Origin of the sequence: Alginatibacterium sediminis (genome assembly GCF_003610775.1) — a bacterium.
Classification (GTDB): domain Bacteria; phylum Pseudomonadota; class Gammaproteobacteria; order Enterobacterales; family Celerinatantimonadaceae; genus Alginatibacterium; species Alginatibacterium sediminis.
The window spans coordinates 1-23,688 of the sequence record NZ_RAQO01000012.1 but is presented as its reverse complement, the minus strand read 5'-3'; the positions used below and the strand labels follow the sequence as shown (position 1 = coordinate 23,688).

The 23,688-nt window shown below is 44.8% G+C and carries 23 protein-coding genes and 1 riboswitch; of the genes, 11 read left to right on the top strand and 12 right to left on the bottom strand.

Features of this window, described 5'->3' with window-relative positions:
- The first annotated feature begins 5 nt into the window (after window positions 1-5).
- Window positions 6-776: a serine O-acetyltransferase gene (gene cysE, locus DBZ36_RS18855; RefSeq protein ID WP_199711932.1), complete on the top strand. Its 771-nt coding sequence runs from the start codon at window positions 6-8 to the stop codon at window positions 774-776.
- A 57-nt stretch (window positions 777-833) separates the two neighbouring features.
- Here the strand turns inward: cysE and DBZ36_RS18850 are convergent, their stop codons facing one another.
- Window positions 834-1,049 (bottom strand): DUF1653 domain-containing protein, encoded by a 216-nt coding sequence (locus DBZ36_RS18850; RefSeq protein ID WP_120356540.1) that lies wholly within the window; start codon window positions 1,047-1,049, stop codon window positions 834-836.
- Between the two features lie 105 nt (window positions 1,050-1,154).
- Between DBZ36_RS18850 and DBZ36_RS18845 the strand changes: the two genes are divergently transcribed.
- Window positions 1,155-1,361: a cell division protein ZapB gene (locus DBZ36_RS18845; RefSeq protein WP_120356539.1), complete on the top strand. Its 207-nt coding sequence runs from the start codon at window positions 1,155-1,157 to the stop codon at window positions 1,359-1,361.
- 69 nt (window positions 1,362-1,430) lie between these two features.
- Here the strand turns inward: DBZ36_RS18845 and rraA are convergent, their stop codons facing one another.
- From rraA to priA, 7 genes are all read right to left on the bottom strand, one after another.
- Window positions 1,431-1,919, bottom strand: coding sequence for a ribonuclease E activity regulator RraA (gene rraA, locus DBZ36_RS18840; RefSeq protein WP_120356538.1), 489 nt, complete (start codon window positions 1,917-1,919; stop codon window positions 1,431-1,433).
- 100 nt (window positions 1,920-2,019) lie between these two features.
- A complete protein-coding gene (locus DBZ36_RS18835; RefSeq protein WP_120356537.1) occupies window positions 2,020-2,643 on the bottom strand; it encodes a hypothetical protein in 624 nt (207 codons plus the stop codon).
- A 173-nt stretch (window positions 2,644-2,816) separates the two neighbouring features.
- Window positions 2,817-4,151, bottom strand: coding sequence for an HslU--HslV peptidase ATPase subunit (gene hslU / locus DBZ36_RS18830; protein ID WP_120356536.1), 1,335 nt, complete (start codon window positions 4,149-4,151; stop codon window positions 2,817-2,819).
- A 16-nt stretch (window positions 4,152-4,167) separates the two neighbouring features.
- Complete coding sequence (gene hslV, locus DBZ36_RS18825; RefSeq protein ID WP_120356535.1) at window positions 4,168-4,698, bottom strand: ATP-dependent protease subunit HslV; 531 nt, start codon at window positions 4,696-4,698, stop codon at window positions 4,168-4,170.
- Between the two features lie 264 nt (window positions 4,699-4,962).
- On the bottom strand, window positions 4,963-5,523 hold the full coding sequence (locus DBZ36_RS18820) for an SPOR domain-containing protein (RefSeq protein ID WP_120356534.1): 561 nt from the start codon (window positions 5,521-5,523) through the stop codon (window positions 4,963-4,965).
- A 6-nt stretch (window positions 5,524-5,529) separates the two neighbouring features.
- Window positions 5,530-7,281: an arginine--tRNA ligase gene (gene argS, locus DBZ36_RS18815; protein WP_120356743.1), complete on the bottom strand. Its 1,752-nt coding sequence runs from the start codon at window positions 7,279-7,281 to the stop codon at window positions 5,530-5,532.
- 149 nt (window positions 7,282-7,430) lie between these two features.
- Window positions 7,431-9,632 carry a primosomal protein N' gene (gene priA, locus DBZ36_RS18810; RefSeq protein WP_120356533.1) on the bottom strand — a complete coding sequence of 734 codons (2,202 nt, stop codon included), beginning with the start codon at window positions 9,630-9,632 and terminating at the stop codon, window positions 7,431-7,433.
- 257 nt (window positions 9,633-9,889) lie between these two features.
- Between priA and rpmE the strand changes: the two genes are divergently transcribed.
- On the top strand, window positions 9,890-10,105 hold the full coding sequence (rpmE, locus tag DBZ36_RS18805) for a 50S ribosomal protein L31 (protein WP_120356532.1): 216 nt from the start codon (window positions 9,890-9,892) through the stop codon (window positions 10,103-10,105).
- Between the two features lie 251 nt (window positions 10,106-10,356).
- The gene (locus DBZ36_RS18800) at window positions 10,357-11,604 is read left to right on the top strand and encodes a malic enzyme-like NAD(P)-binding protein (protein ID WP_120356531.1); all 1,248 of its coding nucleotides are present in this window, start codon (window positions 10,357-10,359) and stop codon (window positions 11,602-11,604) included.
- 67 nt (window positions 11,605-11,671) lie between these two features.
- On the opposite strand, the gene metJ is transcribed toward DBZ36_RS18800, so the two are convergent.
- Window positions 11,672-11,944, bottom strand: coding sequence for a met regulon transcriptional regulator MetJ (gene metJ, locus DBZ36_RS18795; protein ID WP_120356530.1), 273 nt, complete (start codon window positions 11,942-11,944; stop codon window positions 11,672-11,674).
- Between the two features lie 151 nt (window positions 11,945-12,095).
- Here metJ and metB point away from each other — a divergent pair, with 151 nt between their 5' ends.
- Window positions 12,096-13,253, top strand: coding sequence for a cystathionine gamma-synthase (metB, locus tag DBZ36_RS18790; protein WP_120356529.1), 1,158 nt, complete (start codon window positions 12,096-12,098; stop codon window positions 13,251-13,253).
- A gap of 45 nt (window positions 13,254-13,298) precedes the next feature.
- On the top strand, window positions 13,299-15,716 hold the full coding sequence (gene metL / locus DBZ36_RS18785; protein WP_120356528.1) for a bifunctional aspartate kinase/homoserine dehydrogenase II: 2,418 nt from the start codon (window positions 13,299-13,301) through the stop codon (window positions 15,714-15,716).
- Window positions 15,717-15,718: 2 nt separating this feature from the next.
- Here metL and DBZ36_RS18780 read toward each other — a convergent pair whose 3' ends face one another.
- Complete coding sequence (locus DBZ36_RS18780) at window positions 15,719-16,174, bottom strand: nucleotide triphosphate diphosphatase NUDT15 (RefSeq protein WP_120356527.1); 456 nt, start codon at window positions 16,172-16,174, stop codon at window positions 15,719-15,721.
- A 47-nt stretch (window positions 16,175-16,221) separates the two neighbouring features.
- Between DBZ36_RS18780 and fabR the strand changes: the two genes are divergently transcribed.
- Together fabR and DBZ36_RS18770 are read left to right on the top strand one after the other, a co-directional pair.
- Complete coding sequence (gene fabR, locus DBZ36_RS18775) at window positions 16,222-16,851, top strand: HTH-type transcriptional repressor FabR (RefSeq protein WP_120356526.1); 630 nt, start codon at window positions 16,222-16,224, stop codon at window positions 16,849-16,851.
- Window positions 16,852-17,193: a DUF1422 family protein gene (locus DBZ36_RS18770; protein ID WP_120356525.1), complete on the top strand. Its 342-nt coding sequence runs from the start codon at window positions 16,852-16,854 to the stop codon at window positions 17,191-17,193.
- Window positions 17,194-17,265: 72 nt separating this feature from the next.
- On the opposite strand, the gene trmA is transcribed toward DBZ36_RS18770, so the two are convergent.
- A complete protein-coding gene (gene trmA, locus DBZ36_RS18765) occupies window positions 17,266-18,369 on the bottom strand; it encodes a tRNA (uridine(54)-C5)-methyltransferase TrmA (protein ID WP_120356524.1) in 1,104 nt (367 codons plus the stop codon).
- A gap of 125 nt (window positions 18,370-18,494) precedes the next feature.
- On the opposite strand from trmA, the gene DBZ36_RS18760 reads away from it, so the two are divergent.
- The 3 genes from DBZ36_RS18760 (at window position 18,495) to murI (ending at window position 22,750) form a co-directional block, all read left to right on the top strand.
- Window positions 18,495-19,781: a DUF5610 domain-containing protein gene (locus tag DBZ36_RS18760; RefSeq protein WP_120356523.1), complete on the top strand. Its 1,287-nt coding sequence runs from the start codon at window positions 18,495-18,497 to the stop codon at window positions 19,779-19,781.
- A 24-nt stretch (window positions 19,782-19,805) separates the two neighbouring features.
- A riboswitch (cobalamin riboswitch) is annotated at window positions 19,806-19,993 on the top strand.
- 39 nt (window positions 19,994-20,032) lie between these two features.
- Window positions 20,033-21,880, top strand: a complete 1,848-nt coding sequence (locus DBZ36_RS18755; RefSeq protein WP_120356522.1) for a TonB-dependent receptor domain-containing protein — start codon at window positions 20,033-20,035, stop codon at window positions 21,878-21,880.
- A 75-nt stretch (window positions 21,881-21,955) separates the two neighbouring features.
- Complete coding sequence (gene murI / locus DBZ36_RS18750; protein WP_120356521.1) at window positions 21,956-22,750, top strand: glutamate racemase; 795 nt, start codon at window positions 21,956-21,958, stop codon at window positions 22,748-22,750.
- An 8-nt stretch (window positions 22,751-22,758) separates the two neighbouring features.
- Here murI and DBZ36_RS18745 read toward each other — a convergent pair whose 3' ends face one another.
- The gene (locus tag DBZ36_RS18745; protein WP_120356520.1) at window positions 22,759-23,268 is read right to left on the bottom strand and encodes an RNA-binding protein; all 510 of its coding nucleotides are present in this window, start codon (window positions 23,266-23,268) and stop codon (window positions 22,759-22,761) included.
- Between the last annotated feature and the right edge of the window lie 420 nt (window positions 23,269-23,688).

Below are 23,688 nucleotides of genomic sequence, written 5' to 3'. Positions count from 1 at the left end.
AACCTTTGTCGGAAACCATCTGGCTACAGGTTCGTGACGAAGCCAGAAGAATGGCCGACGACGAGCCAATGCTCGCTAGTTTTTTCTATTCGACTATCCTAAATCATGACAGCTTAAAGTCCGCCATGAGTTATCAACTTGGAAGTAAGCTTGATAGCGCAAACATGCCTGCGATTTTACTGCGAGAATTTATCGAAGAAGCATTTAGCGCTGAACCGCAAATACTTGAAGCCATCGCGTCTGACATTGTTGCGGTTAAAGATCGCGATCCGGCGGTAAAGTATTACGCTATCCCTTTGTTATACCTTAAGGGATTTTTAGCTATACAAGGCTATCGCGTTGCAAACTGGCTTTGGCGCCAAGGACGATTAGCACTTGCTCGCTATATTCAAAATCAAATCTCAATGGTATTTGCAGTCGATGTTCACCCAGCAGCAACAATTGGTTGCGGTATCATGTTTGACCACGCGACCGGAATTGTTGTTGGTGAAACTGCCGTTATTGAAGACAACGTGTCTATACTGCAATCGGTCACTCTTGGCGGTACCGGTAAAGATCGTGGCGATCGACATCCGAAGATACGCTGCGGCGTTTTAATTGGAGCCGGTGCAAAAATTTTGGGCAATATTGAGGTAGGTACTGGCGCAAAAGTAGGTGCGGGCAGTGTCGTACTAGATGAAGTGCCACCACACACTACTGTGGCCGGTGTTCCTGCTAAAGTTGTCGGTACACCTAACTGTCAAATGCCAGCTGAAAACATGGAACAAAACATTTAGTAGCCGCTCAGCGTACTCGATATTTTCTAACAGGCCTAAGGCCTGTTTTTTTGAGTTTTAAGAGGGTTCTATCAGCTCAAAACGAGGTACTGGTTCACCGTCAATGGATACCAACTCCTTAAACATAGCGATTGGACGTACCCAAAGTTTACCTTCCCCATATAAGGGACGATATAAAACCAAGGTTTCTTCGGTTTCGCTGTGGGTTACCGTGTCGATGACTTGATAGTCAGCGCCTTTATAGTGGCGATATCGGCCTAAAGTGATGCTCATGGATTACTTTTTCAACAATTAAAAAATGAATGACCTTTCTACCCTTGTTGCATCAAAATGACAAGAGTATGCTTTCGTATTAATCAAGCCAACTAGGAATTGCAAATGTCTTTTGAAGTATTAGAAAAACTTGAATCCAAGATCCACAATGCCGTCGAAAGCATTGAGCTATTGCGCATGGAAATCGACGAATTGAAAGAACAGAACAGTCAACTTGCTGATGAAAATGGCCAATTGAAGCAATCACAACAAGCTTGGCAAGAACGCCTAAGTGCGTTGTTGGGAAAGATGGATGACGTGCAGACCGATTAGTTGGCGGCTGTGGTTGTTGGCTTAGTTTGCTCTTTGAGCAGGCAAGCCAACAAAGCCTGACCTTGTTGTTTATTCGATGTCTAGCGGCTCAGGTGACAGAATCATTCCGGTAGAATCAGCATAAAGGTGGTCTTCTGGTAAAAAGCTAACACCGCCGAAATTAACCGGCACATTAAGTTCACCTTGCATGTTGTCAGGATCGGCACCAACGGGAATTGAAGCAAGCGCTTGTATACCTAACTCTAGCTCATCAATAGCGTCAACATCGCGTATACAGCCATATACAACAATACCTTCCCATTCATTTTCTGCTGCGGCCTCTGCAATACTAATATCGACCAAAGCACGGCGAAGTGAACCGCCACCATCAATCAACAATACTTTTCCGGCACCAGGTTCTTGTACCGTCTCCATGATTAGCCCACTAGTTTCAAAACACTTGATCGTATGTACGATGCCACCGAACGAACTACGGCCACCAAAATTGGCGAACATAGGTTCAACCACGTCAATGGTCTCCGCATACAGGTCGCATAATTCAGAAGTATTATATTCCATTTGGAGAAATCCTAGTTGGGTCATTGAGTAAGCCACGAACTCTAGTATAAGCTTTCAATAGGTCAAATCAATGACATAGGCAACGAGATTGATGAATACTTTAGATTGGTCGAGACCAAGTGTTGTCTGTTGATTGACTAAAGCCCATTTGACTTAAGTACTTACTGTGTCGAGCATCACTTGAGACAGCGCTTAAAGATTGGATCTGGTGCTCAGCAAAGAAGTCATGATTTTGGTATAGGTATTTGCCAATTTTAAAGTCGCGATATTCAGGCATAACAAAGTCTAAGTAAATCTCCATTTGTCCTTGCTCGTCTACATGGCCGACAAACACGCCAATGGGCAGGGCTTCTTTAAGCATCAAAAAACATAAGGGTGATTGCGCCAAACTGCTTTTATCAAAGTGGGGAAATATTGCTTTTATTTCGGGCTGATAGTGCTCCACAAAAAAATTCAAATAGTGAGAATCAGAAGTAACCTCAAGCAGCCTGTATTGCGATGTTTGAGTATAAATACGGCGTAAATAGTAAATATTGGCGAATACGATAAAAAGGTTTAGCAATGCAACAGGTAAAGCACCGATGATAAATCCATAGGCACTGAAAATAGCCGCGCCAAACATATTTAGCCATCGTAGTTTTACGATAGAGCTCATGGTTAGTGAGATTGCAACTACGATAGAGGCAAAATATCCAAACCATTCCACTGCGGGGATCCCGAGCATTGTTACATCCTTGTCGTTTATCTAAAGTTGAAAAGGTCGATTACCAACTACTATAGCTGATTTTTTCCTTACCAATTGGTCAGCTATTGTAGCCTGTTTACAATTTAGATGTTACAGATATAAAAAAACGCAGTGGGCAAAAGCAACACTGCGTTTAGAACTTGTGAGCTAGCCTACAAAATAAATCGGCTAAGATCCTCGTTAGTGACCAGTTCTTCGAGATGTGAGTTCACATAGTCGGCATCGATAGTGACACTTTCGCCGTCACTCTCAGATGCACTGTAGCTCAAATCTTCCATTAGTTTTTCCATGACTGTATGTAGACGACGGGCTCCGATGTTTTCAGTGCGCTCGTTTACTTGCCAGGCTGCATCTGCAATACGACGGATGCCATCTTCGGTAAAGGTAACGCTGAGTCCTTCAGTTGCCATCAGAGCGATGTACTGCTCGGTCAATGAAGCATTTGGCTCGGTTAAAATACGTACAAAGTCTTCGGCTGTTAAAGCATCTAAAGTTACTCGAATAGGCAAACGACCTTGTAGTTCTGGAATTAGATCCGAAGGTTTAGCTACTTGGAAAGCACCAGAGGCAATGAATAGGATGTGGTCAGTCTTAACCATGCCATATTTAGTGCTAACCGTTGACCCTTCTACCAAAGGTAACAAGTCACGTTGCACACCCTCGCGGCTTACATCTGGTCCTGAACTCTCACCACGTTTACAAATCTTGTCAATTTCATCCAAAAAAACGATGCCGTTGTTTTCTAGTGATTCAATGGCTTGTTCTTTGAGGTCTTCAGGATTAACCAACTTGGCGGCTTCTTCCTCAACCAATAGCTTAAGAGCTTCTTTAATCTTAATTTTACGCTTTTTAGGTTTTTGGTTGCCTGCCAGATTTTGGAACATACCTTGAAGCTGATTGGTCATTTCTTCCATGCCCGGAGGCGCCATGATCTCAACACCCATTTGAGTTTGGGCTACATCAATTTCAATTTCTTTGTCGTCCAGTTTACCTTCACGAAGCTTCTTACGAAAAGTTTGACGGGTAGAGCTGTCTTCTGGCTTATCGTCTTCGCCTTCAAAGCCACTACGAGCAGGTGGAAGTAGGGCATCAAGGATACGATCTTCAGCGAGATCTTCGGCGCGGAAACGATATTTTTCCATTTCGTGTTCGCGAGTCAGTTTAAACGCAACATCAGCTAAGTCGCGGATAATGGTTTCTACTTCTTTACCAACGTAGCCGACCTCGGTGAACTTGGTGGCTTCAACCTTGATAAATGGAGCTCGCGCAAGCTTGGCTAAGCGTCGAGCTATCTCGGTTTTACCTACCCCGGTTGGACCAATCATAAGAATGTTTTTTGGGGTAACTTCTTGACGCAACTCGCTATCGAGCTGCATACGGCGCCAACGGTTTCTTAAGGCAATCGCCACTGCTCGTTTTGCTGAGGCTTGACCAACAATGTGGCTGTCTAATTCTGATGCGATTTCGCGTGGGGTCATTTCGGACATTTTAATTCCTTACCTACTAAGCTTTAGTACTTAGTTCTTCGATAGTGTGGCTAAGGTTGGTGAACACACAGATGTTGCCGGCAATGGTCAGGCTTTTTTCTGCGATTTCGCGGGCACTCAATTCACTGTTTTCCAGTAGCGCAGTCGCGGCAGCTTGAGCGAAAGGTCCACCAGAGCCAATGGCAATTAAATCATTCTCTGGCTGAATAACGTCCCCGTTACCGGTAATGATTAGCGAGGCTTCGCTATCCGCAACGGCTAGTAAGGCTTCAAGCTTGCGTAACATGCGGTCGGTGCGCCAGTCTTTCGCCAGCTCAACTGCTGCTTTGGTTAAGTGGCCTTGATGCATTTCCAACTTAGCTTCAAAACGTTCGAATAATGTGAAGGCGTCAGCTGTGCCGCCTGCAAAGCCAGCTAATACTTGGCCGTTGTAAAGGCGACGTACTTTACGCGCATTGCCCTTCATGACCGTATTACCCAACGAGACTTGTCCATCACCAGCGATGACGACTTGGTCTCCGCGACGCACAGATACAATCGTTGTCATAGTTACTACCTTTTTTCAATGAGCTGCTTTGATGCAGCGTGATATTCAAAAGATGGGGGGACTTATGCGGATTTCAAGCGTTAGTAATGTAAAAGTATGTAGAGTCAGCTTGTTTTGCGGATGTGATTGAAGATGCTCGAGAGTTGTTGGATGTGATTAATCAAGCTGCTTTAGACAGTGGTGTTTGTGTTTCAGTCTTCAGTTTTCAGTTTTCAGTCAAGCTAGGTTTGAGATCAAAGCAAACCTAGCTTATGAGATAAGTGATTAATCCCAGTTCCAATACCAAATACTGCAGCCGTCTATTTTAGCATTTTGAAGTATATGACGGTCTCGTTCGGCATCTCGTTTACGTGGATAAGGACCTAGTACCACACGATACCAAACCCCATTTTTACCTTCACTGCGTTTGATCGAGCTTTCTAGGCCAGAAAAAGCAATCATGGCTTTGGTTTCTTCAGCTTTATCGCGACCGCGGAACGAAGCACACTGCATTTGATAAGGTTTACTTGCTTGATTCAAATTTGGATTGCTTTCGACAATCACTTCTCTATTCTCAAGCTCTTCAATATAAGCGCGTTGTTGTGGTTTTTCGGGTAAAGCATTCGGTTTTTTAGTGGTGGAGGGCGCTTTAGCCGGAGCTTTTACCACTGGTGTTTCTTGGGTTGGGGCTGATCCCTGAATGGAGTACAAGCCCCAAGCAAAGCCCACAATCGCAATCAGTACAACAACAGCTAAACCAAATGGAAAGCCTTGTTTGTTTTTAACTGGGCGCTTCGACTTACGTCGATTACTCGTCCGTGGACGAGCAACATAGTCTTTTGCCATAGTGGCTTACATCCGCTCTAAGGTTTCGATACCAAGCAAGTCCAAACCTTGGTGAATGACTTTTGCGGTAATCGTAGCTAATTGTAAACGGCTATTCTTATCGGCTTCACTTGTGCCATCTTTAAGAATAGGGCAAGCCTCGTAAAAGCTCATAAAGCTACCTGCCAGCTCATATAAGTAATTACACATCATGTGCGGCATGCCTTTGTTTGCCACCGCATTTACGGTATCCGAAAACTGCAGTAGTTTTTGGGCTAAGGCAACTTCAGCATCGTGCTCTAAAATAATGGGAGCACTAAAACCTTGTTGATCAATCTCAGCCTTGCGGAATATCGATTGAATACGTGAATACGCATATAGAAGATAAGGTGCAGTGTTGCCATTAAAGGCCAGCATATTGTCCCAATCGAAGATGTAATCGGTGGTGCGGTTTTTGGATAAATCCGCATACTTAACCGAAGCTTGAGCTAATACGCTTGCAACGTGCTGGCGTTCTTGCGGTTCCAAATACTGTGATTTCTCTTCGACAATTTGGCTGGCGCGTTCTTGAGCTTCATCAAGTAGATCTACTAGTTTTACCGTGCCACCACTACGTGTTTTGAATGGACGCCCATCTTTGCCCAGCATCATCCCAAACGCGTGATGTTCCAATGGCACATTTTCAGGAACATAGCCTGCTTTACGTACGATTGTCCACGCTTGCATTAAATGCTGATGTTGGCGCGAGTCAATGAAGTACATTACGCGATCAGCGCCTAATTCTTGTACCCTATACTTCGCACAAGCGATGTCGGTTGTTGTATAGAGATACCCACCGTCTTTTTTGCGGATGATAACGCCCATTGGGTCGCCATCTTTGTTCTTATATTCGTCCAAGCGTACAACGATTGCACCTTGGTCTTCTTCGGCAAGTTTTTGAGCCAGCAAGTCTTCAACGATACCTGGTAGCATGGCATTGTATTGGCTTTCACCCATAACGTTTTGCTTGCTCAATGATACGTTCATGCGGTCGTAAACCGCTTGGTTGTGGTCAAGCGTAATATCGATTAGCTTTTTCCACATTTTTTGACAGTATTCATCGCCGCCCTGCAACTTAACTACGTAGTTACGCGCCCGCTCAGCAAAAACCTCATCACTATCGTAGCGCTGTTTTGCTTCACGATAAAAGGCCTCTAAGTCAGCTAAATCAATGTTGTCTTCGCCTTGCCCCTGCTCAAGATCTTCAAGGTTTGCAATCAACATCCCAAACTGCGTTCCCCAATCGCCAATATGGTTGGCGCGGATAACGTTATGGCCTAAAAACTCAAGAGTGCGTACAACAGCATCGCCAATAATCGTTGAGCGAATATGCCCAACGTGCATTTCTTTGGCAACGTTTGGCGCTGAATAATCAACAACAACAGTCTGTAATTGCTGCGCTTTGGCAACATTGCAACGCTCAGATTTAGCCATTTGGCTTACTTGTTCTGAGAGCCAGTTGGGGTTGAGATAAAAATTAATAAAACCAGGTCCGGCAATTTCGGTCTTCTCAACTAAAGCTGAGCTTGGCAGGTTATCCACAAGGGCCTGCGCCAGAGCGCGTGGGTTCTGTTTTGCGGGTTTGGCCGCCATAAGGGCAAGGTTAGTTGCCAGATCGCCGTGGCTAATATCTTTAGTGCGGTCAACTTGAATGCGAGGTGAAAAATCTTCGGGTAGCACGCCTTGTTGTTTTAGTGCTGATAGACTTTGTTCTAATAGGTGCTGGAGTTGTGCTTTCATGCGCTGAAATACCAAAGATTCAAATTTTTTAACAGGGTCACAGATTTTAGCAAAACTCCTATAAAACATCAGCCTTTATTGCAGCTGATTTAGTCTCGCTATTTTAGATAGCTTTGCGGACTGCTCTGAGCTCGAAAACAATGGCCATGCTAATACAAATCGATGGGGTCAACATCGATAGACCAACGTACCTTTCTAGCCATAGGGTGATGCTCTAAATAGTGTACGCTGTGGTGTAATACGCGATGCAACAATGGACGCGTTTGGGCTTGCAGTAACAACTGCATCCGATGCTTTCCAGCAAGTCTTGCTTGCGGAGCGGTGTTGGGCGGCAGCACTAAGCAGTTTAGATCGCTAAGTGACATAATATGTTGGTATAGCTGGTTACTAAGTTGTTCAACTTGATCTAATTGCATCGCTGAAAATCGAAACAGTGCTTGGAAGCTCGCTGGTGGCAATTGTGTTTGTTGTCGCTCGTTTAAGGCAAACTTAGCGAAATGCGCATAGCCGTTATTGACTAAGTCTTGCAAAAGCTCGTGTTCAGGGTGATGGCTTTGCAGCAATACTTCACCTTTTTGAGCGCCGCGGCCGGCTCGACCAGCAACTTGCGTGACCAGTTGCGCTAGTTTTTCCGACGACCGAAAGTCATTGCTATACAAAGCGTGGTCCACATCAACCAGCGCTACTAAGGTTACATGCGGGAAATGGTGCCCCTTAGCTAGCATTTGCGTACCAATCAAAATTTGATGCTGGCGTTCACTTACTTCGGTGAGCAGTCGTTCAAGGCTTCCTTTACGGCGGGTACTATCGCGATCGATCCGTGCAATAGAGTACTGCGGGAAATATTCGCTCAAAAAGCTTTCTATTTGTTCGGTACCAAGTCCAGTGGTCACTAGATTCGTTGAACCACAGCCGCCGCATTGCCGCTCAATTGCTTGTTGATTACCGCAATGGTGGCAAGCGAGATGACGTTCCTTTTGATGCAGAGTAAAAAAGGCATCACAGCGAGGACAGGTACAAACAGCGCCGCACTCATGGCATAACAGCGCGGGGGCATAACCACGACGATTCAGAAACAGCATTACTTGATGTCCAGCTTCTAGTTGCTCGCGCATTTGCTTGAGAAGCTGCGGGGCCAAACCTGCTTGCATCGGCTGGTGGCGCACATCGATGACTCGCTGGCGAGCCATCACTGCTCCACCTGCACGCTCGGCTAAATGTAAATGATGATAGCGACCGCTCATGGCATTATGTAGCGTCTCTAGTGCGGGCGTGGCGCTACCCATAATAATAGGTACGTTGGCATTCTTTGCCCGAACAATGGCTAAGTCGCGAGCGTGATAACGAAAGCTCTCTTGCTGTTTGAACGATGAGTCATGCTCTTCATCGATAACAATGAGTCCAAGGTGTGGTAAGCAACTAAATACCGCAGAGCGGGTTCCAATAACTAGTGCCGCTTCGCCACAACGTGCCTGTTGCCAAGCTAATAAACGTTGCGAATCATTAAGCCCAGAGTGCATAGCGACAATTGGCACATTGAAACGCTGCTCGAATCGAGCAATGGTTTGTGGCGTGAGTGATATTTCGGGAACCAAGACCAAGACTTGTTGTTGAGCTTTTAGGACAAGTTCGATTAGTTGCAAATAAACTTCTGTTTTACCTGAGCCGGTGACCCCTTCGAGCAAAGCACATCCAAAGCGGCCTAAGAGTTGGCTAAAACTAGAAACGGCAATGGCCTGCTGAGTATTGAGTTGCAGTGGTTCTTGGGCTAAAACCTTGTCACTAGACCAAGGCTTAGGGCTGTAAGCAATAGTCTGTTTGAGTAACAAGCCTTTATCGATTAGTGCTTTACGCGGCGCTGGACTTGCACACATCACTTTAAGTTCTGCGTTGCTAATGTCTCGTGCTTCAGTTTGCAATTGCTTTAATAATTGTTGTTGCAGTGGTGCACGCTTTAATTCTTCGCTGTTGGTAACTAATCCTAATTCGCTTAAGCGAAACACAGTCTTATCTTGGGGCAATAAAGATGCGCCTTGGCGAAAGGCGACCGGTAAAGCTTGATTGAACACATCTCCAAGCGGGTGGTGGTAGTATTCACTAGCCCAACACAATGCTTGCTCAAGGTTCGGCTCAAAAATTGATTCGTGATCTAAATATTCGATAATAGGCTTTAGCTTTTCCGGGTCATACTCACTCTCGGACAGGTATTCCAAGACAATGCCTATCAGTTGGCGAGAGCCAAAAGGTACCCTTACACGTGCGCCAACATAGGCAATATCGAGTTCTTCAGGAACTAGATAGTCAAAGGTGCGACGTAGTTTTAGCGGCAGAGCAACGCGGACGAACTTCACTAAGCTCAATATCCATTTAAATATTTATGTTGAGGCTATTGTAGGGTGCGTAGCACCCTGAACCAAGCATCGAATCATATCTTTGTTTACTGTTGGATTTTTGCACAAAATTTGCTTGCTTGTGACGCATAGATCCATTACTATCCGCAGCTTAATTTTAGTAGGCACTGATAGTGTTTCTGCGTGTGGTGTTTGGTGCGGTATAGGGGTTCCTTGCTGTGACTGGATGGCGACACGGCCCAATATGAGGTAATCCCATGAAAGATAGTATCCATCCTGAGTACGCAGTACTTAAAGCAACTTGTTCTTGCGGCAACGTAATCGAAACTCAATCAACTCGTTCTGGCGAGATGTTTTTGGACGTATGTGACAAATGTCACCCGTTCTATACTGGTAAGCAACGTGTAGTTGATACTGGTGGTCGTGTTGATCGTTTCAACAAAAAATTCGCAGTACTTGGTGGCAAGAAGTAATTCTTACCCAATATTGCAGAAGAAGCGCCTAAGGGCGCTTTTTTATTGCCTGTTGATCACCATCGTTATAACTACTAAACCCCGCTTAGATAGTGTAAACACCCACTTGTTATGAAAATGTTAAGTTATTTTATCTTTTAGCTTAAATTCTGCTTTTGCTCGCCTTTTATTTCGCATAACATCAGCAAGTGAACGTGATGTTCGTCACGTTCTATAAAAAACTATAACAATAAGAAACCTAGGAACTACCCATGACCGACCTCAGAGAACAAGCCCTTCATTATCATGCTCATCCGACTCCCGGTAAAATTGCAATTGAGCTTACAAAAAGTGCCGAAACCGCCCACGATTTGGCCTTAGCGTATAGTCCAGGTGTTGCAGAGCCGGTGCGAGAAATCGCCGATGACCCAGACAATGCCTACAAATACACCGCAAAGGGCAATTTAGTTGCTGTTATCTCTAACGGCACCGCAATTTTGGGTCTTGGTAACTTGGGCCCACTGGCTTCTAAACCAGTGATGGAAGGTAAAGCTTTATTATTTAAGCGCTTTGCCAACTTGGATGCGATTGATATCGAAGTGACACATCGCAGCACCGAAGAATTCATTGATACGGTCGCAAATATCGCTGACACCTTTGGCGGTATTAATCTTGAAGATATTAAAGCACCAGAGTGTTTCGTTATTGAAAAGGCTTTGGTTGAACGCTGTAACGTACCGGTATTCCATGACGACCAGCATGGAACCGCAATCGTAACTGCCGCTGGTATGCTCAACGCTTTGGAAATTCAAGGCAAAAACATAGAAGACGCGATCATCGTTTGTATGGGAGCGGGAGCAGCAGCGATAGCCTGTATGGAACTCTTGATCAAGTGTGGTGCGATGCGTGAGAAAATCTACATGTTAGATCGTAAAGGCGTGATTCATACCCGTCGCGACGATTTAAACGAGTATAAAACCTTATTCGCCAACAACACCGATATGCGTACTCTCGAAGATGTTATCGAGGGAGCCGATGTGTTTGTCGGAGTATCAGGTCCAGACGTTTTACCACCTGAAGCCGTAGCACTAATGGCGGATAAACCAGTTATTTTTGCTTGTTCAAATCCAGATCCAGAAATTAAGCCAGAGCTTGCACATGCGGTTCGTGATGATTTGATTATGGCAACAGGACGTAGTGATTATCCTAATCAGGTGAATAACGTACTCTGTTTTCCATTTATTTTCCGCGGTGCCTTAGATGCACGTGCAAAAACAATCAACAATGCTATGAAAGTTGCGGCGGTGAATGCAATACGAGAAGTGGCCAAGTTGAGTGTTCCTAGCGAAGTTCTAGCAGCTGCAGGGGTAAGTCATTTGGAGTTCGGTCGCGAATACATAATTCCGAAACCGATGGACCCACGTTTATTACCACGAGTTGCCAAAGCGGTTGCTCAAGCGGCCGTTGAATCCGGCGTTGCTCGCATTGAATTACCCGATAACTACATGTCTGAGCTTTAGTGCTCAAATCAGATGTAAGCAATACCAAAACAGCGGCCTAGGCCGCTGTTTTTACATTCAAAAAAGTCTATTTCGGCTGCGGAATTTCTTCGATGCGATCTTTTTGTAGATCTTCATCGTCTGGAAGTGGCTGTCCAGTGTAAGCGTGTAGAAACGCTTCACAAAGTAACTCACTATTGGTGGCGTGACGCAAATTATTAACTTGGCGACGCGTACGTTCATCGGTGAGTATTTTTAATACTTTTAATGGGATAGATACGGTGATCTTTTTTACTTGTTCGCTTTTCTTACCGTGTTCGGCGTAAGGGCTTATCCACTCGCCATTCCAATCTGTCGACATAGTATTATTCTTTATTCAAACCTGCGCTTATTGTATCAGCGTAATTTGATTTAGCAATCCATAGGGGTAGACATTTAGACGTCCAGAAGTGTTGACGTCTAGATTTGCGATGGTAGAGTGCTCTTATTCGTATTTAATTAAGGCTGATGCTATGAGTCGCCCATTGCAAGCTGCAACGCTTGCCGTTCGAACCGGAATCGAATCTGATCCTGCGCAAGGTGCGGTTGTACCTCCTATCTATTTATCAACCAACTACGCATTTAAAGGTTTCGATCAAAAGCGCGACTTTGACTACAGCCGCAGCGGTAACCCAACTCGCAGCGTGTTAGCTGAAGCGATGACTAAGCTTGAGGGTGGCTGTGATTCGGTTATCACCAATACAGGCATGTCGGCAGTGAACCTAGTAACAGCATTGCTTAACCCTGGTGATCTGCTAATCGCTCCTCACGATTGTTATGGTGGTAGTTACCGACTATTCGATAGTTTGGCCAAAAAAGGGGCATTTGAAGTCGTTTTTATTGACCAAAGTAATGAAAGCGAGCTGCAAAAAGCTTTAGAGCGAAACCCGCGCTTAGTTTGGTTAGAGACACCAAGTAATCCTTTATTGCGCATTGTGGACGTTCAAAAAATTTGTTCGATGGCTAAAAGCGTTGGTGCTTTGATAGCTGTTGATAACACATTTTTGTCACCAGCGTTACAGCAACCATTGCTGCTCGGGGCAGATATCGTTGTGCATTCAGCTACTAAATACCTTAATGGCCATTCGGACGTGGTTGCCGGAGTTGTGGTTAGTAAAGACCCTGAATTAGCTGAAAAACTCTCATGGTGGGCGAACTGTTTGGGCTTAACTGGCGGGGCGTTTGATTCCTACCTTATTTTACGCGGTTTGCGTACGCTTAATGTACGCATGCGAACGCATCAAGAAAACGCCTTACAATTAGCTCACTACTTGACTGACAATCCTTGGGTAAGCCATGTCTACTATCCCGGTCTTGAGTCAGACCCAGGTCATCAATTAGCTAAAAAACAGCAAGCAGGATTCGGTGGCATGCTCAGTTTTGAATTGGCGATGGACCTTGATCAAATGAAACTGTTACTCGCTAGTTTAGAATTGTTTTCTTTGGCGGAGTCCTTAGGTGGTGTCGAGAGTTTGGTTTGTCACCCTGCAACCATGACACATGCGGCTATGTCAGAAGAAGCACTTGAAAATGCGGGCGTATCGCAGCGCTTGATACGCCTGTCAGTAGGTCTCGAAGATGGCCACGACTTAGTCGCCGATTTAGCTCAAGCATTTGCTAGAATTGCGTAACGTAAGCCTATTTTAAATAACACTGATAACGATAAAGAGTAAGCCATGCATTTAAATCGACATGTTCACAAATTTGGCGGGAGTAGCCTTGCAGACCCAAGCTGCTTTAGACGAGTCGCCTCGATTGTGCAGCAACATACCTTCGAAAACGATCTTATTGTTGTGTCTGCAGCTGGCAAAACCACCAACCGTTTACTCAGTGTCATTGAATTAGCCGAGCAAGGTGATCAAGCCGCTGTTGATGCGTTAGTCTCCTTGTTTGAATACCAAGGAGGCCTAATCGACGAATTGCTTGATAGCGAGTCCGCGAGTGAATTGAAAGTGGAGTTGGAAGCCGATCGCCACGAGTTAGGAAGCTTGCTTGAAGGCGCCTTAGATGAGTTCAATCGTAATCAAATATTATCCTTTGGAGAGCGCTGGTCTGCGCGTCTGCTTGCAGCTTTATTACGGCAGTTATCAGTTCCCTCATTGTGGCAAGACTCTCGAGAGTTTTTTAGAGCTGAATTTAGTGCTCAGCCGCAAGTAAATGCGCATAGCAGTGCCCCGCTACTAAGTGGCATATTAAAGAGCAAAGGCCAACAGCGTTTAGTGGTTACTGGATATATTGCGCGTGACTCACAAGGACGAACCGTAACCTTGGGTCGAAACGGCAGTGATTATAGCGCAACAGAATTGGCCGCTTTGGCTGATGCGGCATCAACCACAATTTGGTCCGATGTTGCCGGCATTTATAGTGCAGACCCTCGCCAAGTTAAAGATGCGGTACTGCTAGAAAAACTATCATTAAGTGAAGCCAGTGAGCTCACGCGTATTGGTACGCCCGTATTGCATTCGCGAGCCTTAGAGCCATTACATCGCTCGCGGCAACGGCTCACGCTTCGCTGCAGCTATGCTCCAGATGACGGACAAACCGTTGTACATCGTCAGCATTTTAAGTCTCAAGGGGCAAAAATTGTAACTGCTGTTGATGATGTTGCCCTGATTGAACTGAAATTGGTGGGAGATGCCGCTACAGATAGCGAACAGTTGTTAAGTTATTTGGCTAGCCATCAACTTGCACCGGCAACCAAGCACTTAAACTTGGATAATGGGCGGTTACAACTCGCGTATAGACTTGATTTAGCGGCAGAAGCACTGGAGTTACTCCAACATCAGCAGCAATTATCTGTGTCAGACATTCGTTATCGTGAGGGCTATTCACTGCTAGCCTTAGTCGGAAATTGTGTCACTGAGAATCCGCAGCACTGTTATCGGTTTTACCGTGAGGTTGCTGAACAATCATTAGAGTTTGTTTACTCAAGCCCCGACAAGCTCAGCTTAACCGCGGTGATTGCTAAAGCTAGCTTGGAGCCGTTACTTAAATCATTGCATTCAACCATGTTTAAGCAAGCCTTGCGTTTGGGTGTGATTGCCTTTGGACGCGGTAATGTCGGTGCAACTTGGCTGCGCTTATTTGAAAAACAAGTAACACAGATAAAAAAAGACCATCATGTCAGCTTAACGCTTGCGGGAGTATTTAATAGTAAGGGTGGTCTTCTCGACTATTCGGGTTTAGATGTGGAACATTGCCTGCAAGAGCCTTTTGAAGGTCAAAGCTTTTTGTGGACTGAGTTGCTAGAAAAACTGGAATTACATCCTTTTGATGAGCTGGTGGCTGTTGACTTAACGGCAAGTGAAAGCCTCAGCCGTTATTATCCTGAGTTTGCACGTCGCGGTTTACATGTGATTTCTGCTAATAAATATGCAGGTGCAAGTGAACCTGATTTTTACCATCCTTTGGTTGAGCAGTTCAAGGAACATGGCAGTTTTTGGCTTTACAATGCAACCGTTGGCGCAGGTTTACCTATTCAACATAGTATTCGTACCTTACGCCGCTCTGGCGACAAGGTCGAATCGCTGTCTGGAGTATTTTCAGGCACCTTGTGTTGGTTATTTGAAAACTTCGATGGTCAAAAACCTTTCTCTCAATTATTGCGAGACGCGTGGCAACAGGGCTTAACCGAACCTGATCCGCGTGAAGACCTTAGCGGCCAAGATGTTGCCCGTAAGCTTCTAATTTTGGCGCGAGAGTCAGAGTTTGATATCGACTTGGACAATATTCCGGTTGAAAACCTGGTACCTGAAGACCTTAGGAATGTAAGTTTTGAAGACTTTATGCGTCGCTTAGATGAACTAGATGAACCAATGGCGGAGCGATTGCATGCAGCTCAAGCTCAGGTGAAAGCTATTCGTTATACCGGGCATATAGATATCAAAGGTGAAGGACAAGTTGGACTTTCGCAATTAGACCCAAAGCATGCATTCGTTGGGTTAAACCCATGTGACAATGTAGTAGCGATCCATAGTAATTGGTATCAAAGCAACCCCTTACTTATTCGTGGCCCGGGCGCTGGTAAAGAAGTAACGGCTGGTGCAATTCAAGCCGACTTAGTGAGCCTTATGGTAAAGCTTGGTCATGCCTAGTGCTAGCTAACAGCATAGAATCGCTGAGCTAAGTAATTTCGAACTGCGCTATCACTGGCTTCAAAATGAGGTTGAGGTAGTGCGTTCATATTTACCCAGCGCCACTGCTCGCATTTCTCTGGTTCCAATAGCTGGGGCTCTGCACCGTTATGCTTTGCATGCAATATTACCGATATACTGTGATAGCCCTCCTGTTCATAAGTTTGTTGGTTGTTACTAACGCTAATGACTATGGGGTCTTGAATATCGAGGCCGGTCTCCTCTTTTAGTTCACGAATCGCGGCACTTTCAAAGCTTTCGCCGAGGTCTAAATGTCCACCTGGTATTGACCAGTAAGGTGCGTGTGAGCCACGTCGTTTGCCAACTAATAGCTTGCCTTCATGGTTAAGAATAATGACGCCGACCCCAATTCGAGGGTAAAGTGTTTTTTCTGATTTGGCTAAGGTCTTGGTTTCCATGGCGCATCGACTTAGAATGAACGAATTGTAATTATATAGGAAAAGGGATGACGGGCGTAAGAGCGCAACAAAAGGAAAAAACTCGGCGTGCAATTATTGATGCTGCTTTCCTACAACTTAGCCCTGAACGCGGTTTGTCCGGCTTAAGCCTGCGCGAAGTTGCGCGCGAAGCTGGCATCGCCCCGACATCTTTTTATCGCCATTTTCGCGACATGGAAGAATTAGGTCTCACCTTGGTTGATGAAGGGGGGCTGATGTTGCGTCAATTAATGCGTCAAGCGCGCAAGCGAATTCAAAAACAAGGTAGTGTAATCCGTATTTCAGTGACTACATTTATGGAATTTGTGTCACAGAACCCGAACATATTTCGTTTATTGTTACGAGAGCGCTCAGGGACATCGATGGCCTTTCGAGCTGCAGTGGCTCGAGAAATACAGCATTTCATAGCCGAGTTGACCGACCATTTAGAGAATTTGTATCAGTGTCACCGAGAAGACGCCTACATGCAGGCAGAAATGATGGTGATATTGGTATTTCATACTGGGGCCAGTGCCCTAGATGTGAGCGAAGAAGAGCGCAGTATTCTAGCTGAACGTACTATTGAACAACTTCGTATAGTAGCCCGTGGCGCGGCATTATATAATCGCGCTAAAGATCAAACGATAGAGACTAAATAAATGAACTTACCTCGCGTACCGTTATTATTGACCTTTTTCATTGGCCTTAGTGGAAATGCAAGCTTGGCCGCCCTTACAATTGAACAAGTTAATTTTTCTATATTTCCGTTCATCGCTTGTGGCTTGGCGGCGTACCAGTTCTACATGGTTTACCTAAAAACACCAATTGAAGGCCTGTTGTCGAAAGCTAGCTTAGCCAGCTTTTTGTTAGGCGCTTGTGGTTACTCGGCTATTCTTCGAGTGCAACACCCAGAGATTGGCAGCAACTTTTTATTGCTGATGGTGTGTTTAGGATTAATTATGTGGCTTGCGTATAAACTAGAGTGGTTCTCAGTGAAGTAACTCGGTCTAAATACTTAGCCTAAATAAAAAAGCCAATCTCATGATTGGCTTTTTTGTGCGGCGCTTATAAACCTAGCGACGGGTTAGGTAGACGCCCATCTCAATATGATGGGTATACGGGAACTGATCAAACATTGCCCATTGGCTTACCTCATGGGTTTTACTTAGCTCTTCCAAATCTCGATGCAGGGTATCGGGGTTGCAAGAAATATAAACAATAGCTTGATAATTGCTCACCATCGAGCAAGTTTGACTATCCAGCCCTGCTCGAGGTGGATCAACTAAAATAGTGTCACACTCATAACTGTCTAAATCGACGTCCGCTTGTTCCAAGCGCCGAAAACTGCGTTCTTTATTGATAGCCTGAGTAAACTCTTCGGCAGAGAGTCGTATGATTTTTAAGTTATCAATGTTGTTCTCTTGGATATTAAACTGCGCTGAGTTTACCGAGGGCTTGGCGAGTTCGGTTGCTAGAACTTTAGAGAAGTTTTTAGCTAACGCGATAGAGAAGTTTCCATTTCCACAGTACAGCTCTAGCAAATCACCTTTGGCATTGGTGGTGACCTCGCGAGACCACTCTAGCATTTTCTGATTTACCAAGGCGTTAGGTTGGGTAAAGCTGTTTTCAACTTGTTGGTAGGTAAGAACGTCTTCGTTCACCTGTAACTTTTCGATGACGTACTCGCGCTCGAGGCAGACTTTTTGCTTTTTGGCACGACCAATAATATCAATATCGAAGTCCTGGCGTAATTGTTCAAGAACTAAGGTAGCCTGTTCTTGCCATTGCTCATCAAGCTGTTTGTGATATAGCAATGAAACCAGAATTTGGCCGCTTAAACTGGATAGAAAATCGACTTGAAACAATTTGTGACGCAAGCTTGGATTAGGTTTAAGTTTGTCGATCAGCGCTAACATGACTTGGTTGATTAATGCCGAAGCCGGTGGGAATTGATCAACGCGAAATTTTGCTCGGGTTTGAGGGTCGAACATAATGTAGTACAGATCGTCACCATCATGCCAAACTCTGAATTCAGCACGCATTCGATAGTTTTTAGTCTGCGATCTTACAATTTGAGGATCGAGAGAGGTATAGTTCGAAAATTGTTCAATTCGTGCATTGACTTTGTTTTCAAGCAGTTGCTCATATTGTTCGGGATAATAGGCGATTGAGCTCATGCGCTCTCCAAAATTATTGCTAGACCGGGGATTCTAGAGCAAGCAAAATTGTTGTCAAAATAAAGCTAAAGTTTTTTAACTTGCCGCCGATAGGCGGGAGATAGCTCAAAACGTTTAGGAATATTATGGATAAAATGAACAGTATCGGCCAGCAGTATCAAATGCCGTCCATGCGACATCAGGCCATGAATTCGAAACAAGCCGAGCATGCACAGCCGAGTCAGCGAGGTGACCATGCGTCACTGCATTCGCGTCCGCAGGTAGCGCAGCATGTTTTGTTTAGTTCGGTGCAACGAAACATGATTTCTGTCAGTTCGGGGAACTTGACACCCATTGCGAGTCAAATTGTTGATCCAAAGTCAGTGGAACCAAAACCGCTTTTCGATAGTGAAGAGGTCGCTAACAACGTTCTTAGCTATGTTGCAAGCGCACTAAAAAAAGCCAGTAGCGATGGCGCGAGCCAAGAAAAGCTTGACCAGCTGATGCTACAAGCGCGAGCCGGCGTTGACCAAGGCTTTGCTGATGCGCGTACTGAGCTCGAAGATAGCGATATGCTTGACGATGAAATAAAAGCCGGTATCGACAAAAGTTACGATCTAATTCAAAACGGATTAGAAGATATAGCAGATGGCGACTACTCTATTCTAGAAAAAAATAAAATCCAGCAAGAGATAGCCGCCTCTGATAGTCGCAGTACTAGCATTGAGCTAGAAACTACTGACGGCGACAAAGTTAGTATTTCGTTTTCACAGATGCAGCAATTTGAATACTCGCAGCGACAATCTGAAGGCGAGCGTTCGTTTTCAGTAAGCATGCAGCAAGAGCTCAATTACAGTATTTCGATTCAAGGCGATCTTGATGACGATGAACTTGCGGCCATTCAGTCTTTGATTGAAGACGTCTCAAAAATGGGTAAAAGCTTTTTTGATGGAGACATGGAGAAGGCTTACGAGCAGGCCCTTGAAATTGGCTTTGATGACGAGCAGCTCCTAGGTGTGGCTATTAACATGGAACACACCCAGACCGTAAGCGCGAGCAATTACTCGAACTATGCTTCGGAAAATGAATCACCGCTAAGTAGCTTGATTCCGAATCTTAGTCAGTTCTTGCAGGAACTAGACGAGGTTGAGCAGAAAGCTAAGCCATTGTTCTCCGACCCTGAAGAAGCCATTGCGAGTATTACCAGCGCCTTGTTTGAGCAGCGCCAAACCATGCTAGATAGTATTGATGAGCAATCTAAGGCACGAGAAGACAAAAAAGATGACGATGATGGAGATGACGCTGTCGTTAAAAACAGCAACCCATTGTTAGAATTCTTAGAGCGAATCCGTCAGTGGCGTAACGAAAGCATTGAACCACTTACCGCGAGTAGTCTCGACAGCACTAGTAACAACAACGACAACGACGATTAAAACTGTGATGTAGCCCAAAGTTTCTGGGCTTTTTATTATTGTTATGCCTATAATCCTAGCCGCTCCGACACAGGGAAATCTGGTGTAAATCCAGAACTGTCGCGCAGCGGTAAGGGATGACTATCTTTTCAAACAATTCGGTACGCCTAAGTATCGTCTTTAACGACTAAATGGCCCCAAGTCCGATTACCTGTGTCGCACATAGCGCAGCATCTGTTGCTGCAACCTCGCGATAAGGGAATACATAACAAATGAAAGCACTCCAATACAGCGCCTTAGCTCTTGGCGTGGTATCCGCAATAGCGGCTGCCGAATCTAACAACGACTCAACAGAAGTCGAAACCATGGTCATTACTGCCAATCGCTTCGAACAAACAGAAGCATCCGTTCTTGCTGCAACCAATGTTGTTACTCGAGAAGATATTGAAGTTCTGCAAGCTAAATCGACTACCGACGTTCTTAAAACCCTACCAGGTATTGAAATTGGACAAAACGGTGGCAGAGGTCAAGTAGCATCGGTTTTTGTTCGTGGCTCCGAATCAACGCATGTATTAGTGCTTGTTGATGGATTTCGAATGGCACGTTCTGCTAAAGGGTCCGTTGACTTCAATCAAATTCCCTTGATTCAAATAGAACGTATAGAGCTCGTTCGTGGTGCCCGAGCGTCAATGTATGGCAGTGAGGCAATCGCAGGGGTTATTAATATTATAACCCGAGCGGAACCTGGCGAATCGCTTAAAAAGCTTAATGCTGGAATCGGTTCTTTTAATTCCTATCTCGCTGAAGGGCTGGGCAATTTTGAAGTCGGTGATTCTGGACAACTTAAACTAGCTGCCGGCGTTGAAGACACTGAAGGATACAATGCCTATCCAACATCAACCAATCAAAGTGATAAGCACGGGTTCGGTTCTAAGAATGCAATGATCAGTTATGAGCACCAGTTTTCAAACGCTTTTTCTGCTTACATTGCTGGTAGGATTTACGATAACAATTCTAATTATGACGATCGCTTCGGTAGCTATAAAACTCTTGAAGTGAACTCCAAAAACATCGACGGTTCAATCTTATATCAGAGAGCTAGTTTCGACTCTCAAGTTAAATTAAGCTTTGCAAGTCAACAAAACAAAGATTTCGTTGGGAGCTATTCAGCTGACTCTTATCGTTCTCTCATGGTAATAGAACAACTCAATGCTGCATGGCAAAATACGATGTATGTATCCGACAATACCACGCTGTCAGGAGGTATAGATTGGAGAAACGAAGAGATTTCGGAGGACTCCTTAACTTATGGTAGCGCAGATGGTGGAGCAGGTAAGAAGCGATCAAATACCGGTATTTATTTACTAGGACTTCATGAAATTGGTCGCTATACCTTGGAGCTTAGCGGGCGTAGTGACGACAATAGTGTATATGGTAGAAATAATACTTGGGGAGCAGCCGCGTCAGCATCCATAACTCCTGAGCTAGAAATAATTGCTCTAGCTGGTACAGCATTTAAAGCGCCGGACTTTACCCAGCTATACTATCCGTATGGCGGAAACGAAAACTTGGAACCAGAGGAGTCTCAGAATCTTGAACTTGGGCTTCGAGGAAAACAATTTTTCCGCTCTTGGAGAGTTTCGGCATTCCAGAATCAAATAGATAACTTAATCGACTACGTTTGCTTTGACGTACTTTGTTATTCAGGTGAATACCAGCAAGTAGAAGGCAAGTCACAAATTAGAGGGCTTGAATTCGAAGGTGAGTTCAATACGGGTAAGGTTCTGCATTCAGTAAGCGTTGAGTTTCGCGACCCTAAAGATAGCGATGGGGAGCAGCTGCTTCGCCGTGCGAAGCAGATATTTAAATGGAATGCAGAGTACTCTTTGAACCAATGGCTATTTACCGGAGAAGTTCTATACCAAGGGGAGCGTAAAGATATAGGGGATATAGATTTGGAACCTTATACAACGGTTGGAGCAGGTATTTCTTACGATGTTACGCAGAACTTGGAACTGAAGTTAAAAATAAACAATCTATTTGATAGTTCATATGAAACAGTTAATGGTTACCCCTCACCAGAGAGAAACTTTCTTGTTAGCGGACGCTACGAGTTCTAAGCTCAATTCCAAATAGGTTTTGTTTCAAGGGCAAGTTTGTATAAACTTGCCCTTGTTGTTTTAAGGCTGGATTTTATGAGCGCAAATATTCTTGTTTTTGATTCGGGTGTTGGTGGGCTATCTGTCGTCGACAGCCTTAAGCGCCGCTGCCTTGATGCGAAAATCGATTACCTCTTTGATGAAGCCTTTTTTCCTTATGGCGAATTAGAACAGCAACAACTTATTGATCGTGTCTGCGTTCTGATTAAGGATGCGGTTATACGTTTGCAAACTGATTTATTGGTTATTGCTTGTAATTCCGCAAGCACCCTGGCATTGCCTAAACTTCGCGCTATCTTAGATATTCCTATCGTAGGTGTTGTGCCTGCGATTAAACCCGCAGCAAATCTCAGTGTCAGTAAACGCATACTTGTGCTTGCAACGCCCGGTACGGTGAAGCGGCAATACACTGATCAATTGATACAGGACTTTGCCGCCGATTGTGACGTCAAATTACAGGGCAGTACTCGCCTGGTGGAGCTTGCTGAAAAACAGCTTCGAGCTGGCAGCATTGAGCAAAGTGACGTTGATGCTATAGCGCTGCAACTTTGTAGTGATAGCTGGTATCCCGATGTAGTGGTGCTTGCTTGTACTCATTTCCCTTTGCTTAAAACCTACCTACAAGCAAGTTATGGAAATACGGTGACGCTGTTAGACTCAGGCGATGCAATTGCCCGGCGCGTACAAAGCTTGCTGGCATTAGAAAGTGATGGGACTGAAGGAATGGTGACCGGTTTGGGGCTTGCATACACAACAGCGCCCAAGGTGGACGCTGTTTTGGCTTCATCTTTAATCCAAACTGGCTTTAAAGATTTAAGACTTTTCGAATAGTTTAAATACTATTCTCCTTCGGAGTACTCGTCTTCACCAGCTTGGGCTGGGCGTTCGGCACGTTCGTTGGCTTCACGTACTTTCAAGGTACGCTGTTGAAACTCTGTATCGTTTAAAGCTGCAATAGCACTCGCTGCATCTGAAGCTCGCATTTCTACAAATCCAAAACCACGTCGCTTACCCGTATGTTTATCTTTTAGAAGACGAACCGAAACAACTTCACCATGTTCAGCAAATAAAGTACGAATGGTAGACTCATTAGCTTTATATGGAAGGTTACCAACATACAAGGTTTGGCTAGGGCCATCCGAGGCTGGCTTTGCTTTACTTGGGGCTTTGGAGTTTGCTTTTGGCGCTGCTACTGGGCGAGCTACCGTGAAACTAAAGACCAAACCACCGATAACAACAGCCGCACCTACCATAATAGGTGTAACAACTGCTCCGCTAAAAATAGTGAGAATGGTTAATGCTAGGGCTGCGATGACTACCGCTACCCATGGAACGTAAGAATTATTCATAATACTTCAATGCTCTTAATCCGTGAGAGAAAATCCGATTGCGGTCTATAAACTTACCGCAACATAATGTTAACCAGCTTTAACTTAATAGGCTAGTAAGAATTTGCGCAAATTTGAATCAACACTAAGTGTAGCTCAAATAAAGCGCTTGGTTTTTATACCGATTGTGGATAATCCTGTGTATAAACTGTGATTTATACGGGGTTAAGCTGTCACTAGAAAAAAAGGCGATATAAATCACAAAAAAGCCTTGCGCTCCAAAGTGTGATCCCTATAATGCACCCCACTGAAACGCGGCAGCCACTCCTTGTTCCATAAGGGATAGCGGGGGCTTCAACGGCTCAGGACGGTATACGAAGCTTGCTTCAAACCACCGGGATGAAAACTGCAAACTTTCTTGAAATTAGCGGTTGACATCAA